Raw genomic sequence first — 13548 nt, 5'->3', positions numbered from 1 at the left:
TGCAGGGCGCGAACAGCCAATACGCGCAAGCGGTTGCTTCGGTTCCGCCTGCGTCATGAAGGCAGGTGCTTCCCTCCGAATCCCAACCGGTCTAGACCGGCGGCATGACCATCGCGCTCAACATCACCCGCTCTATCCTTGGCCAACCCTGGCGGTGGCGCGGGGGCAATGGCGACGGGCGCGATCCCGGTTATCGGCCCGACGATCTGGTCACGCAATTGCTGCTGGCGCGCGGTTGCCCGCGTGAGGCGGTGGAGGCGCACCGCAACCCCACCATCCGCCATTTCATGCCCGACCCCAGCCTGTTCCGAGACATGGACGCCGCCGCCGAACGGCTGGCCGATGCGGTGGTGCGCGGGGAGGATGTGCGCATCTTCGGCGATTATGATGTCGACGGCGCGACCAGCGCGGCGCTGCTGATACGCCTGCTGCGCGATCTGGGGCTGGCGGCGCGGCCCTATATTCCCGATCGGCTGATGGAGGGATACGGCCCCTCCGGCGAGGCGCTGGTGCGGCTGGCGGGCGAGGGGGCGACGCTCATCGTCACGGTGGATTGCGGCGCGCAGGCGTTCGAGGCGCTCGCCATGGCGAAGGCGGCAGGAGTCGATGTCGTGGTGGTCGACCATCATAAATGCGCCGCCGCCCTGCCCGAAGCGCTGGCGCTGGTGAACCCCAACCGCCTGGACGAAGCGGAGGAAGCGGCGGCGCACGGTCATCTGGCGGCCGTGGGCGTGGCCTTCCTGCTCGGTGCGGCATTGATCCGCGCGCTGCGCAGACGCGGCTGGTTCGACCGGCGTGCCGAGCCGCCCTTGATGGAACTGCTCGACATCGTCGCGCTGGGCACGGTGGCGGATGTGGCGCAACTGAAGGGCCTCAACCGCGCCTTCGTCGCGCAGGGGCTGAAGATCATGGCGAAGCGGCGCAATATCGGCCTTTCCGCCCTGATCGACGCCAGCCGCCTGACGCGCGCGCCGCTGTGCCACGATCTGGGCTTCGCGCTTGGCCCGCGCATCAATGCGGGCGGGCGCGTGGGCAAGGCGGATCTGGGGGTGCGGCTGCTGATCACCGAAGATCCGGCGGAAGCGGCGAAGATCGCGCAGGAGCTGGACCGGCTCAATGAGGAACGCCGCGCCATAGAGGCGGCGGTGCAGGCGGAGGCGGAGGAACTGCTCGCGGCGCAGGGCAATCGGGCGGTGGCGCTGGTTTCGGGCGCGGGTTGGCATCCCGGCGTGATCGGCATCGTCGCCGGGCGCATCAAGGAGAAGGCGGGGCGCCCCGCCATCGTCGTCGCCCTGGATGAGGAAGGCGTCGGCAAGGGGTCGGGCCGCTCCATCTCCGGCGTCGATCTGGGCGCGGCGATCCTGGCGGCGAAGGACAGCGGCCTGCTGGTCGCGGGTGGTGGTCATGCCATGGCGGCGGGCCTGACGGTCGCGGCGGACAAGGTGGATGCGCTGGCCGACTTCCTCGACGAACGGCTCGCCAACGCGGTCGCCAGGGCGCGGGACGACCGGGCGCTGCTGATCGACGCCGTGCTGGCGCCTGCGGGGGTCAATCCGGATTTCGTCGCCGCCATCGACGCCGGCGGTCCCTATGGGGCGGGGTGGCCTGCGCCGCTCATCGCCTCCGGCCCGATGCGGGTGGTCAAGGCCGATGTCGTCGGCAACGGCCATTTGCGCGCGATCATGGCGGGCGACGATGGCCGGTCGATCAAGACCATCGCCTTCCGCCAGGCGGAATCCGATCTGGGCCAGGCCATTCTCGGCGCGCCGCGCGACCGGCGCCTGTGGATAGCGGGCCGCGCGAAGATCGACGATTGGGGCCCCCGTCCTGCCGCCGAACTGCATCTGGAGGACGCCGCCTGGGCCGATTGAGAAGCGGATCGGCAAATTTTCGCCCCGCGCTCTTTTCATGACGAAAAGGGGGTTGACCGTTCCGGAGCCACCGCCTAATGCCCGCCTCGCTTCGCAGCGACGCCCAAGCGGACCTGCATGTGGCCCCTTCGTCTAGCGGTCTAGGACGCGGCCCTTTCACGGCTGAAACACGGGTTCGATTCCCGTAGGGGTCACCAGTCAAGCGATTTATCGCGTTGATTTTGCGTGATAATTTTAGAAATCATGAAATCCTATACCACAGGCGTTCCCACATTTTTCGCGGGGGTCTGATGGTTTGCTTCGGAACATAACGGGACGGATTCAGTCCTGCTCCAAAAAATTTCCATTCAGACGGCCCCGCATTTTGATGGTTACCCGCCAGTAACTGGACCAGCCACATTTTGCCGGGCGACGCAAGGAACGCCGCCTGACAATGAGGGTTAATGGCGATTTTATCCAATCCGACTCAACTGTAGCAGGCGTAGCGTGACAAGTGCGACCCGAAGGCTCTGGCAACAGAGACTTCCTCTAGGCCCGTCAGCGAGTTAGTTGGCGGGCCTATTTTTGTTGGTGATCGTTGCGGAATAATTCGGCTTACGACCATTCTCTCGATGTCGGTACATGTCGGGTAGTGGTCGGCGGCCGATATGCCGCTTCCCAATCCGAACCGAACCAGCAGGTTATCAATGACCGAACCGTGCCCCCTTGCTACCGCCTGCATAGGGCATTCAGAGGTCGGCTGGAACAGCTGATAGCTCGCAGAATACAGAAAACAAAGAATAAATAGGACGGTGAGCGGTCCCAACCCGGTTAAGTTTTCCCGACGCTGATTATGCATTTCACGTTAGCGTCCGCGCTCGTGGTGTAATTTCTGGTGTAGATTGAGATGATCGCATGGGGTGGGGCATGCCCCACCCCATGCGATTTCGATCTCGGTGGCCACCGGGCTCATCGGTAAGGTGGAGTTACCACACTTCACACGCCCACCGAGGAGTTGATCCCGATGACCGACGACAGACTACCGCTTGCCGAGCTGATGGCGAAGACTGGAGATGGAGATTTCCTGCGCACGATCGCCGAGAGCGTATTACAGATCATCATGGAGGCCGACGTCGATGGCCTGGTCGGCGCTAGCCGACACGAGCGCTCCGGCGACCGGACGACCTGGCGGAACGGCTACCGCGACCGCAGCCTCGATACCCGGCTCGGCACGCTCAACCTGAGGATTCCCAAGCTACGGACCGGCGCCTACTTCCCTGGCTTCCTGGAACCCAGGAAGACCGTCGAGAAGGCGCTGGTCGCGGTGATCCAGGAGGCGTGGATCGCCGGCGTCAGCACCCGGCGTGTCGACGAGCTGGTGCAGGCCATGGGCATGACCGGCATCTCCAAATCCTCGGTGTCCAAGCTGTGCAAGGATATCGACGAACGTGTCCATGCCTTCCTTAAGCGGCCGCTCACCGGCGACTGGCCCTACCTCTGGCTCGATGCTACCTACCTCAAGGTGCGCGAGGGCGGGCGGATCGTCAGTGTCGCCGCGATAATAGCCGTTGCCGTCAACACCGAGGGCAAGCGCGAAATCGTTGGCCTTCACATTGGACCCTCCGAAGCCGAGCCATTCTGGTCGAGCTTCCTCAAGGACCTCGCACGCCGCGGACTGACCGGCGTGAAGCTGGTCATCTCCGATGCCCACGAGGGCCTCAAGGCAGCGATCACTCGCGTGCTCAGCGCCACCTGGCAGCGGTGCCGCGTCCACTTCATGCGCAATGCCCTGGCCTACGTGCCCAAGGGCCAGAACACCGTCGTCGCCGCTGCCATCCGCCAGGTCTTCCTCCAGCCCGACCATGCCGCCGCGACACAGGTCTGGCGCCAGGTCGCCGACCAGTTGCGTACCCGCTGGCCAAAGCTCGGCGCCTGCATGGACGATGCCGAGCACGACGTGCTGGCCTACATGACCTTCCCCGAGCAGCACCGCGTCAAATTACATTCCACCAATCCACTGGAACGCCTGAACAAGGAAGTGAAGCGCCGCGCCGATGTCGTCGGCATCTTCCCGAACGAGGATAGCATCATCCGCCTCGTCGGCGCCGTCCTGCTGGAGCAGAATGACGAATACCAGCTCCAGCACCGCTACATGCAGATCGAGGGCATGGCCGCCCTTGCTACACCAATGATCGAGGAGGCACAGCCGCTACAGATTACACCCAAGGCCGCCTGAAAATGCAGCCCGCTGGCCACACCCAATTCTACACCACATTGACGGACGCGACCCATTTCACCGGCTTCTTTATCTTGGCAGCAGTCCGTTCGCATGCGTCGATGGTTGCACGGTTCTCCCGCCGCATATCGGCGGCATTGATGATTGCCTGCCAGCCTTCTGGGTTCTCGGCACGCATGAGGCGGATACCCGCGTCCCATAAAGATGCCTCGCCCATCGTCCGGCGCGCGACCCGTTCGGGCCAGAGCCAGCCCTGTGGGCCGATATTGGCTGCCCAACCCGGATAGGCCAGCCAGAGGAGTGATATGGCGAGCGCGGTGCCGATGCCGGTATAGAGCATGTGCCAGCGCTGCTGCGCCCCTGTGCGAAGCTTGCCGATGGCCTCGCCAAGATCCGCATGGGCGCGGCGGTGGAGGTCGAGCGATTTGCTGATGGTTGCCCTGTCCGCCTCCCGCGCGCCTTGCGCTATTTCGGTGATCCGCGCGGCCATACTCTCGGGGGTCAACCGCATGGCGGGCGCGTCCTGCATCGCCTTCGTCTGTGCGGCGATGCTGGCCAGATGTCCGCCCATCCTGGCGAGGGTCGGGCTGTAATCGGGTATCTCGATGCTATGCTTCTCTATGGCGATATGTTCAAGGGCACGCGTCATCATCGCTATGCGCCCGCCCAGCCGTTCCTCCATCGCGGCCACGCGCTCCGACAGCCGCGTGAACGCCTCGGCCGCCGCGTCAGGCGGAGCGGCGTCGGGGCCGGCGAGTAGCGATTGTTCTTCGTCGTCCATGTCGTTGTCTCCTTGGGTTAGCGGCTCATGCCACGGCTGATTTCGCGTCCGTGATCGAAGGGGATGGAGGCGGCGAGGTCGCGGGACAGGCTGCGGCCCATCTGCTGGCCGATCTCCAACCCAAGTTCGCGGCTACGCAGGCCCAGCACCGATTCAAGCTGGGCGTCGCGCTCAAGGCTCTTCGCCATTCCGGCCATTTGTTGCGCGGCACTCTTCGCGCCCCGGAAATTGCCGTCCCGGACAAGCTCATCATGCTGCCGCTGCAACTGCTGCCAGCTCTCCACGAACCGGTCGGCGCGCTGAAATGGATCGATGCGGATTTCCGTTTCCAACTGCATGGCGCGCATGGCGGCCTGGCCGCGCCCCTCGGCGGCCTCGCGTAAAAGCTCCGGGCTGCCCTTGAATGCGCTGTCAAGGTCGGACGCGCCTTGCGGGCGGATCGCGTTCAGCGTCTCGCGTGCCCTTTCCAGCGCCTCGCGCTGGTGCGGCATGGCGTCCAGCCCCTGCGTGCGGGTCTGATGGATCGCGTCGAGCGCCTTGGCGTAGCGTTCCACCGCCTTGCGCACGCCGCCAGCGCGTGCCGGTTGCGATTCCTGTTCGGGCTGGCGCTGAATGAGGCGCTCCTGTTCTGGGCGCTCGGCTTTGGGCCGGAAATTGTCGAAGATGCCGCGCGCTTTCTCTGCCCCCGCGCGGACGATTTCCGCGAGGCGCTCGCGAAACGTGATGCCGCGCCGCTCCGCGAACTCGCGGGCCGGGTCCGCCTTCGCATAATCGGTCGCCATGTCCTTGCCGCGCTCGCGCGAAAGCGTGCGGACAAGTCGGAACTGGTCCTTGAAGTCGTCCCGCCCATAATGGAGGTCCACGCCGTCACGGTGCCGCGACATACTGACATATGCACCATGCCGATCCATCCCCGCCGTGGCGAGAACATGGGCGCGGTCTACCGTCATGCCCTGCGCCTTGTGGATCGTGGCGGCATAGCCATGATCGACGTCGCGATAGTCCTTGGTGTCGAACGCGACGGAGCGCCCGTCATCCGTGCGCACCGCCATATGGCCGTCGCTTACCTTCTCGATCGTGCCCAGCGTCCCGTTCTTGACCTCCAGGCTGCGCTCGTTGCGCAGGAACATGATGCGGTCCCCGGATGCGAATTGTCGGTCGCCACGCTCGGTCTTGACCGACACATCGTCACCCAGTTCGTTGCCCATGCGCATCCGATCACGCGCTGCGTCGTTGAGTTCGCGCACCTCGGCATTGGTGTGGGTGAGGATGATGCGGCTGGCGTTTGGATCGGCCAGCCGTTCGCGGTCCCAGCGCTCGACCAGCTCGTAGCGGGCCTGCTCGCGGGTCTCGCCCTGATGCACCATGTCCTTGTCGGCATAGGCGGCAATCGCCTCGCCGGTCCTGCCGGTGGCGAGGAGCCGGGTGGCTTGCCTCTGCCAGTCCTCATGCTGGCGACGGACCTGCGTGATCTCGACACCGCCATGATGTTCATGGAGCGCGCGGAACGGCGCGCCCGCCTCGATCGATTGCAATTGCTCCGGGTCGCCGACAAGCACGACCCTGGCCCCGGCCTCGGCGGCATGGGACAGCACGCGCTCCATCTGGCGCGTGCCGACCATGCCGGCCTCATCGATCACCAGCACGTCGCGGGCGGTCAGAAGATCGCGCCCCTGACTCCAGCCATGTTCCATGCTGGCGATGGTGCGGGAAGCAATGCCCGAACCGTTTTCCAGACCCTCGGCAGCGATGCCCGCCAGCGCCGCGCCGCGCACGTTGAACCCGGCACCTTCCCATGCCTCGCGCGCCACGCCCAGCATCGCGCTCTTGCCTGTTCCGGCATAGCCGACGACCACGCTCAAGCCTTGCCGGCCGGTCACATGGTCGAAGGCCGCGCGTTGTTCGCCGCCAAGATCCAATCCGTGTTTGGCAGCATGTTCCAACGCCGCTTCCCGATCACGCTCGCTGATGCGATGGCGCTCGCGCTGCGCCATCAACTCTGCGACTCGGCTCATCCGCTGTTCGGCCTCGATCATTGCGCGCGACGTGAACCGATCCTCGCCGCGCCCGTCCTTGCCCAGCGCGATCAGGTCTGGCGAACCGCGCACAGCGCGCATGGCGGCGTTGAACTGGTCCTGCCCGTCCGAATTCCTGTGGATGAACATCGCCATATCGCGGTTGGTGAACGTTGCTTGCTGGTGCGTGATGGCGTCGAGCGCGATGGCGGGATTGGCGATGATGCGTTCGCCATTGCCGCGCGCGATCTCGCGGTGCATCTCGGCGCGGTCGGCTTCAAGGCCGTGCGCGTCCATGCGATGCGCGGGACCGCCGATCTTGGTTTGCGGTTCAAGGTCGATGCCCTGATCGGCGAGGCTGCGGTGATCGATCCTGATGTCAATATCCAGTTCGGCAAGGCGGGCGTTGACATGATCGGCCCAGCGTTCGCGCCATTGCTCGACATTCTCCTGGGCATTCCATTCGCGGACCTTCTGCCCGAAGCCATCCGGTCCGACTGCCCGCATTGTCAGCATGACATGGGCATGGGGCTTGGGTTGTCCGTCCGCGCCGATATCCCAATGCACATTGAGATCGGCGATCATGCCGCGATCGACAAACTCGGCCTGCACGAAATCCCGCGCCAGTTCGATGCCCTGCGGCTTGGTCATCTCGCGCGGGATGGCGAACTCGATTTCGCGGGCCAGCTGCGCGTCCTTGCGCTTCTCGACGGCCTCGACCTCGTTCCAGAGGGTAGCGCGGTCCGAGAAACGTTCGGGCGCACCTTCCGGCAACATGATCTCGCTATGCTCGACGCCAGCACGGGCGCGGAAATCATGGTCGCGATCAAGGCGCTCGTCGTGCAAGCGTTCGCCCGCGCGATAGGCCGCCGCCGATACGGCGGAGCGCCCGCTGGCGTGCCCGATGACCTGAACGGAGAAATGGAAGATCGCCATAGCGACATCCATTTACTACTGCGAAGCGCACGTCGGAACGACGTATAAGCGCGCCCTTCTCGAATTTTTCTCGGAACGGACTGAGCAGTGCCAGGCTGTCCCGGCGACTCTACTGCGCGGCGGTACTGTTTATCTTATCATCGCTCCATCATCACTCAATGGAGACTTTGCGATGCGCAAACCCCGTGATTTTGATTCGGAGATCAAGGCGCTGGCCGACAAGGCACGCCAGCTCAAGGAGCGCCGCGTGCGCCAGCTTGGCGAACTGGTGACGGCTTGCGGAGCCGACGTCCTCGACGCCGATGTGTTGGCCGGAGCGCTGCTCTATGCAGCGACTGTGAAGGACGCCGCCACGAAGGAGGGCTGGCGTAAGGCGGGCGCGGCCTTCTTTCTCGGTGAGAAACGCCAGCCTGCGAGCGGACCTGATCGCGGCCCGAGCGGCACTCTCCCGCTTGAAGGCGGCGGGACATCGGCTTGAAGCACGAAAGGCGCGAACCGACATGCGCGAATGCGCCATCAGGCGCCGCGAACGCACGCGGCACCTGATCGAGCTGGGCGGCCTCGTCACCAAGGCCGGATTGGTCGATCTGACCGACGATGATCGCGCGACGCTCTACGGCGCGTTCCTGACGGTCGCCGACAGGCTGCGGGGGCCAGAGCGGAGCAACGCGCTGGCGCTGTGGCAACGCAAAGGCAAACGCGCGTTCGAGGCGGAGAAGCCATCGGCTAATTGATCGTCGCAGGTGCGGAGGCCACATCGCGCAACCACTGTTCGAACCGATCCGGACCTCGCATGATATGGCGAATGGCGCGGAGCATGCGATACCGCACGATCCATTGGAACGTTCCCATGCGTTCCGCAATCTGCGCGTAGCTCAGTTGCTCGACGCGATTGAGAATGAAGGTGTCATGGACGCGGGGAGGCATGGCGGCGACAATCACCCGCATGAAGGTTTGGTCATCGTCGCCATGATCGGTCCACGGGATTGGGCTGGCGATGCCCAATGTCCACAAAGCTTCCTCGCAATAGGCGCGATGGCGCCGATGCAGGTCAGCCTCGGCAAGGGCGATGCGCGGATGGTTCCGGCGTCGGGGTTCTGCCCCATCAAGCATGATGCGGATCATGCCGAGCGCCTCGACGAGACACGATTCCACTGCCTGCGCGTCGATGGACAATCGACGGGCGATTTCATCATAGGACAGGGCATCCAGACGAACGAGCAGGAATATGACGCGCGTCAGGACCGGCAGGCGGTCGACGGCTTTCCTGTAGGCGGCGAGCCGCTCGACCTCGGGGTCAGGCGCGTCGGTCATGACAGGCCTCTCCATGAACCGAGATCATATCGTCCAGCCGCGCGCGGCAGAGCCGTTCGGTCAGGTCGTGCAGCAGCACCACGCGTTCCATTGCCCATGCCAGTTCGTCGGAACCGATGCGATAGAAGCGGCCATAGCGAACCTCGACATAAGCACGGCGGATGCAGCCGAAGACCCGGCGTTCGAACGAGGTTGCGCGCGGCCATGCGATGGACAGACTCGGCTCGAGCGCCTCGGCCCTTTCGCGCAATTCATCCAGCGCATGGGTGCGCGGACCATGCAGGGTGATCGTCCAGAGGACACACTGGTAAAGATGTTCGCACGCCTGATGCAGCAACAGCGCCGCCATGGGCGCATTGCCCTCGCTTCGGTAGAAGGCCGCGCCCAGCAGGAAATCGCTCGCCCGATCATGCCAGCGGGCAAACTCGGCTTGTCCGCGCGCATGCCGTTCCGGCATCGTCAGCAGGCGCGGTGATGCGAACCGGAAACCCTCCATCTCGTAGAGCGGGATGCCCTCATCCGCGATGGCCACGAAATGGGGAATACCCTCGGCCAATGCACTGTTGACCTGTTCGAGGCTATGGACGGTCAGCCGCACCGGGCGGGCAATCTCGCCAAACTCCCATGCGCGGCGCAGGCGGTCGCGCACCAGCCGCCAATCCTCTTTCCTGCCTGCGAGCCTCGGATGATTGACGATCGCCAGCAGATGGAAGGCATCCTCCGGCGCGATATTCCACGTATCGGACCGCGCATGGGAGCCATGCAGGATCAGCGAAAGGATGCGGCCTGAACGATATTGTTCGGACAATCTGCCCTTGAGGCTTTCGGCGAAGGCTTCGAACAGCATCGCCGTGACGCGGCACAGTTCCTGCCGAACCGGCCATGGAAGCTGCTCCCTGTCGGTGGACGGCGTCATGACCGGGCTTCTTCCTGTTGTCCGCGACGCCAACCGTTCGGGCGGCGATGGCCGGTAACGTCATGGACGCGGTCGAGCAAGGCGCGCAGCAGTCGGCGAACCTCGCCCACCGTGAACCCGCCATTGTTCGGGCGCGGTACATCGATCCGATGGGCATGGCCCCATTTCCAATAGGGGGAAAGAATTGCCGCGAGCCGCGCCATGTCGGGGCAATCATGCCCAAAGCCGGTCGTATTGGCATGGGCGAGCGACTTGGCAACGTCCAGCCGGATATGACGGGCGTTCCACTCGTCGGTAAAGCCAACGTCGAGCAAGTGTGAGGACAGCGCGAGCTGCGCGACAATGCCGGACCGGTACAGCATCTCACCGCAGTCATTGTCGTAGAGGCCATGCTCCAGTCCCTGATAAAAGGACTCCGCATTGTGATAGCGGAAGCGGCTCAGGCCTCGCCCCGCCTTGGTCCGAACGAGGGTTGCGGGTGAATCGCCATAATGGTCGTGAAGATCGGCCAGAGCCTCACCCCAGGGCGAGGCGATCAACGTAACCGCAATTGGTGCGGTCGTCAGTGCCCGTAGCAGCGCGCGGCGCGATGGGCCGCCTACCGAATCATCAGAAGGAAAATTGGGTGAGGTCATCGGCCTGCCTTCCTCATTTCGCCATCCTGAAACGCCGAATGGCGATCCAGAGGCATTAAGCGGCACCGCTTATAACTCGAAATGGAGGAAATATGCAATAACCGGCACCGCTTAATATGCTTCCGGTTGAATGGGTGTCGTGCGCGGTTACGACACGATTATGGGAAGGCCACCACTCAACGTGAAATCGACCAACATCCGTTTGCCGGAAGGTCTCGGCGAGCGAATTGACAAGCTGGTCGGGCGGCAACGCAGGGCCGCGTTCATTCGTACTGTGCTTGAACGCGAAGTAGAGCGTTTGGAGGGCGAGCAGGGCAAGGCAGGATAGGAAAACGGGTCATTTCTGGCCTGACGGAAAACCCCTCCAACCACTATGCTGGGAGATATTTCCGCAGAAATGCATGACCAATGTGCAAAAGTGGTGTGTTTTCCAACAGCCGACTTGCGCCAATCCCGGTCACTTAACTGCTTGCACGCGGCCCCCAGAAGCGGTCACTCGCTGAGGGACGAGATCGACCAGCAGGAAGGACGAGCGTTGGGACTTAGCGGTCGTCTCCGAGCACGGCCGTGAATGACAGGTTTCGCCGAAACCCGTCATCGGTAGACCCCGACCCAAGGCCGTGCCGGGTTCGGTCAGTGCTTGGCTCGCGCCATCATGCCGCGAGACTGCATCCACTAGATCATTTCTTCAAATTACAGGTCGCTGGTGGCGCCTTTCTGCTTCTGATCAAATCCATGCCAACCGCGCTTATAGATATGAAGCGCAGCGACAGCACCAGCCTTCGGCCATGTCAGGGCACCGCGATGCTGTAGGGCAGCTTCAGCTCGCGCGCGGCGAAGGCGGTGATCCCAGCTGCAAACGACACACCCTTTGCATGACTACTGAGTACCCGATAGCGCCCTGCGACCGGCCTGCTGCCCTTGGATATCGTCGTCCCGCGAAACTCTAGGCACGGGCAGGGGGAATGATGCCAGCAGGTTGAGTTGGACATGTTCATTGCGACACCGTTGGGAAAAACTGGCAAGTCGAGATACAACTTGATATGAAACGTTTCATATGGCAGATTCACGACTGAGAGGACGGTCTTGATAAAAAGCGGCGTACGCGGTTGCATGCATGACTAGGCAATCTTGAATGCTCTCCTCTCCTGCAGACATCGAGCTTTCAACCCAGGGGCGCACTGATGACCGGTTCACTCATTTCCTTTCGTGCAACGTCTCCCTATCATTCTGGCCTAGCAAAGGGTGAAGCCAATTTCGTATCGCTGTCGCCCTTGAGTTTCCTGCCAAAAGCCGCGTCGGTTCATCCGCATCGGACGGCCGTCATCCACGGTGCGATGCATCGGAGCTGGAAGGAGACATATGAGCGTTGTCGGCGTTTCGCTTCCGCGCTGAGGCAATGGAATATCGAACGCGGGGATACGGTTGCGATCATCGCGCCCAATATTCCCGCCATGTATGAAGCGCATTTCGCCGTGCCGATGGCGGGGGCTGTGCTCAACACCCTCAATACCCGCCTCGACCCGGAAGCCATCGCATTCCAACTCGACCATGGCGGTGCGCGCGTCCTGCTCGTGGATCGTGAATCCAGCCCGATAATCGCCCGCGCGCTGGAACTGGTCCGTGAGCGGCCCCTGGTCATCGACATTGATGATCCGCTCTATGACGGGCCGGGCGAGCGTATCGGTGGAATCGAGTATGAAGATTTTCTGGCGACGGGCGATCCGGACGCGGCCTGGGCGCTGCCGCTCGACGAATGGGATCCGATATCGCTCAGCTACACGTCCGGCACGACCGGCGATCCCAAGGGCGTGGTGACCAGCCATCGCGGCGCCTATCTGAACGCGCTGTCGCAGATCGTGACCTGGAGCATGCCGGCGCATCCGGTCTATCTGTGGACGCTGCCGATGTTCCATTGCAACGGCTGGTGCTTCCCCTGGGCGATGGCGGCTGCCGCGGGCGTCAATATCTGCCTGCGGAAAGTCGATCCGCCGCTGGTGCTCGACCTGCTGGACCGGCATGGTGTCACCCATCTATGCGGCGCGCCCATCGTCTATGCGATGCTGATTGCCGAGGCCCGGAAGCAGGGGCGCAATATCGGCACGGGCGTCAAGGGGCTGGTCGCGGGCGCCGCGCCGCCCTCCGCCATGATCGAGGGCGCGGAACTGACGGGGCTGGAGATCACCCATGTCTATGGGTTGACCGAAGTCTATGGCCCGGCCTCGATCTGCGCCAAGCAGCCCGAATGGGACGATCTGCCGCTGGAGGAACGGGCGCGGCTGAACGCTCGCCAGGGTGTCGCCAGCATGTTGCAGGAGGCGATGAGGGTGCTCGACCCGCTGACGATGGCCCCCGTGCCGCCCGACGGGGAAACGGTGGGTGAGATCATGTTTCGCGGCAATATCGCGATGAGCGGCTATTTGAAGAACCCGCAGGCGACGGCCGCCGCGTTCGAGGGCGGCTGGTTCCACACCGGTGACCTGGCGGTGGTGGAACCGGACGGCTATGTCCGCATCACCGACCGGTCGAAGGACGTCATCATTTCGGGGGGCGAGAATATCTCCTCGATCGAGGTGGAGGATGTGCTGCATCGCCACCCCGCCGTCCGCCTGGCCGCCGTGGTCGCCCGGCCGGATGAGCGGTGGGGCGAGGTGCCCTGCGCCTTCATCGAGATACAGGACGGCGTGGAAACAGACGGCGCGGCGCTGACGGCCTTTTGCCGGTCGCATCTGGCGGGGTACAAGACGCCCAAATATTTCATCTTCGGTGCGATCCCCCGGACGTCGACCGGCAAGGTGCAGAAATTCCTGCTGCGCGAGCGGGCCAGGGCCGATCTGGCGCCGGTTTCGCAGGCCGGTTGACTGG

Annotated in this window: 12 protein-coding genes and 1 tRNA gene; 7 read left to right on the top strand and 6 right to left on the bottom strand. The window is 63.7% G+C overall.

Annotation, left to right across the window (positions count from 1 at the left end):
• Positions 1–104 precede the first annotated feature (104 nt).
• The 3 genes from recJ (at position 105) to EGM87_RS12745 (ending at position 4086) form a co-directional block, all read left to right on the top strand.
• Complete coding sequence (gene recJ, locus EGM87_RS12755; protein WP_137710209.1) at positions 105–1871, top strand: single-stranded-DNA-specific exonuclease RecJ; 1767 nt, start codon at positions 105–107, stop codon at positions 1869–1871.
• A gap of 121 nt (positions 1872–1992) precedes the next feature.
• Positions 1993–2068 (top strand) — tRNA-Glu (locus EGM87_RS12750).
• An 806-nt stretch (positions 2069–2874) separates the two neighbouring features.
• Positions 2875–4086 carry an IS256 family transposase gene (locus EGM87_RS12745; protein WP_011950834.1) on the top strand — a complete coding sequence of 404 codons (1212 nt, stop codon included), beginning with the start codon at positions 2875–2877 and terminating at the stop codon, positions 4084–4086.
• A 28-nt stretch (positions 4087–4114) separates the two neighbouring features.
• Here the strand turns inward: EGM87_RS12745 and EGM87_RS12740 are convergent, their stop codons facing one another.
• Together EGM87_RS12740 and traA are read right to left on the bottom strand one after the other, a co-directional pair.
• Positions 4115–4867 (bottom strand): DUF6118 family protein, encoded by a 753-nt coding sequence (locus EGM87_RS12740; protein WP_137710210.1) that lies wholly within the window; start codon positions 4865–4867, stop codon positions 4115–4117.
• Between the two features lie 17 nt (positions 4868–4884).
• Complete coding sequence (gene traA, locus EGM87_RS12735) at positions 4885–7818, bottom strand: Ti-type conjugative transfer relaxase TraA (protein ID WP_137710211.1); 2934 nt, start codon at positions 7816–7818, stop codon at positions 4885–4887.
• Positions 7819–7990: 172 nt separating this feature from the next.
• Between traA and EGM87_RS12730 the strand changes: the two genes are divergently transcribed.
• Positions 7991–8296: a conjugal transfer protein TraD gene (locus EGM87_RS12730; RefSeq protein WP_137710212.1), complete on the top strand. Its 306-nt coding sequence runs from the start codon at positions 7991–7993 to the stop codon at positions 8294–8296.
• A gap of 22 nt (positions 8297–8318) precedes the next feature.
• Positions 8319–8552 (top strand): conjugal transfer protein TraD, encoded by a 234-nt coding sequence (locus tag EGM87_RS12725; RefSeq protein WP_137710213.1) that lies wholly within the window; start codon positions 8319–8321, stop codon positions 8550–8552.
• On the opposite strand, the gene EGM87_RS12720 is transcribed toward EGM87_RS12725, so the two are convergent.
• The 3 genes from EGM87_RS12720 to EGM87_RS12710 are packed head-to-tail and all read right to left on the bottom strand — an operon-like array spanning position 8545 to position 10683.
• Positions 8545–9132: a sigma factor-like helix-turn-helix DNA-binding protein gene (locus EGM87_RS12720; protein WP_137710214.1), complete on the bottom strand. Its 588-nt coding sequence runs from the start codon at positions 9130–9132 to the stop codon at positions 8545–8547. The genes EGM87_RS12725 and EGM87_RS12720 overlap by 8 nt on opposite strands.
• Complete coding sequence (locus EGM87_RS12715; RefSeq protein ID WP_137710215.1) at positions 9116–10048, bottom strand: HEPN domain-containing protein; 933 nt, start codon at positions 10046–10048, stop codon at positions 9116–9118. The genes EGM87_RS12720 and EGM87_RS12715 overlap by 17 nt, the downstream gene beginning before the upstream one ends.
• Entirely contained in the window at positions 10045–10683 is a 639-nt protein-coding gene (locus tag EGM87_RS12710; RefSeq protein ID WP_137710216.1) for a hypothetical protein, read from the bottom strand. Before EGM87_RS12710 ends, EGM87_RS12715 begins: the two co-directional genes overlap by 4 nt.
• Positions 10684–10813: 130 nt before the next feature.
• On the opposite strand from EGM87_RS12710, the gene EGM87_RS12705 reads away from it, so the two are divergent.
• Positions 10814–11011 (top strand): hypothetical protein, encoded by a 198-nt coding sequence (locus EGM87_RS12705; RefSeq protein ID WP_037444843.1) that lies wholly within the window; start codon positions 10814–10816, stop codon positions 11009–11011.
• Between the two features lie 463 nt (positions 11012–11474).
• On the opposite strand, the gene EGM87_RS12700 is transcribed toward EGM87_RS12705, so the two are convergent.
• A complete protein-coding gene (locus EGM87_RS12700; RefSeq protein ID WP_137710217.1) occupies positions 11475–11798 on the bottom strand; it encodes a hypothetical protein in 324 nt (107 codons plus the stop codon).
• Positions 11799–11867: 69 nt separating this feature from the next.
• Here EGM87_RS12700 and EGM87_RS12695 point away from each other — a divergent pair, with 69 nt between their 5' ends.
• A complete protein-coding gene (locus EGM87_RS12695) occupies positions 11868–13544 on the top strand; it encodes an acyl-CoA synthetase (protein ID WP_137710218.1) in 1677 nt (558 codons plus the stop codon).
• Positions 13545–13548: the final 4 nt, after the last annotated feature.

Source organism: Sphingobium sp. RSMS (genome assembly GCF_005406185.4).
In the GTDB taxonomy this organism is placed as follows: domain Bacteria; phylum Pseudomonadota; class Alphaproteobacteria; order Sphingomonadales; family Sphingomonadaceae; genus Sphingobium; species Sphingobium fuliginis.
The sequence above is the reverse complement of the archived record's forward strand: the minus strand, read 5'-3'. Positions and strand labels throughout refer to the sequence as shown.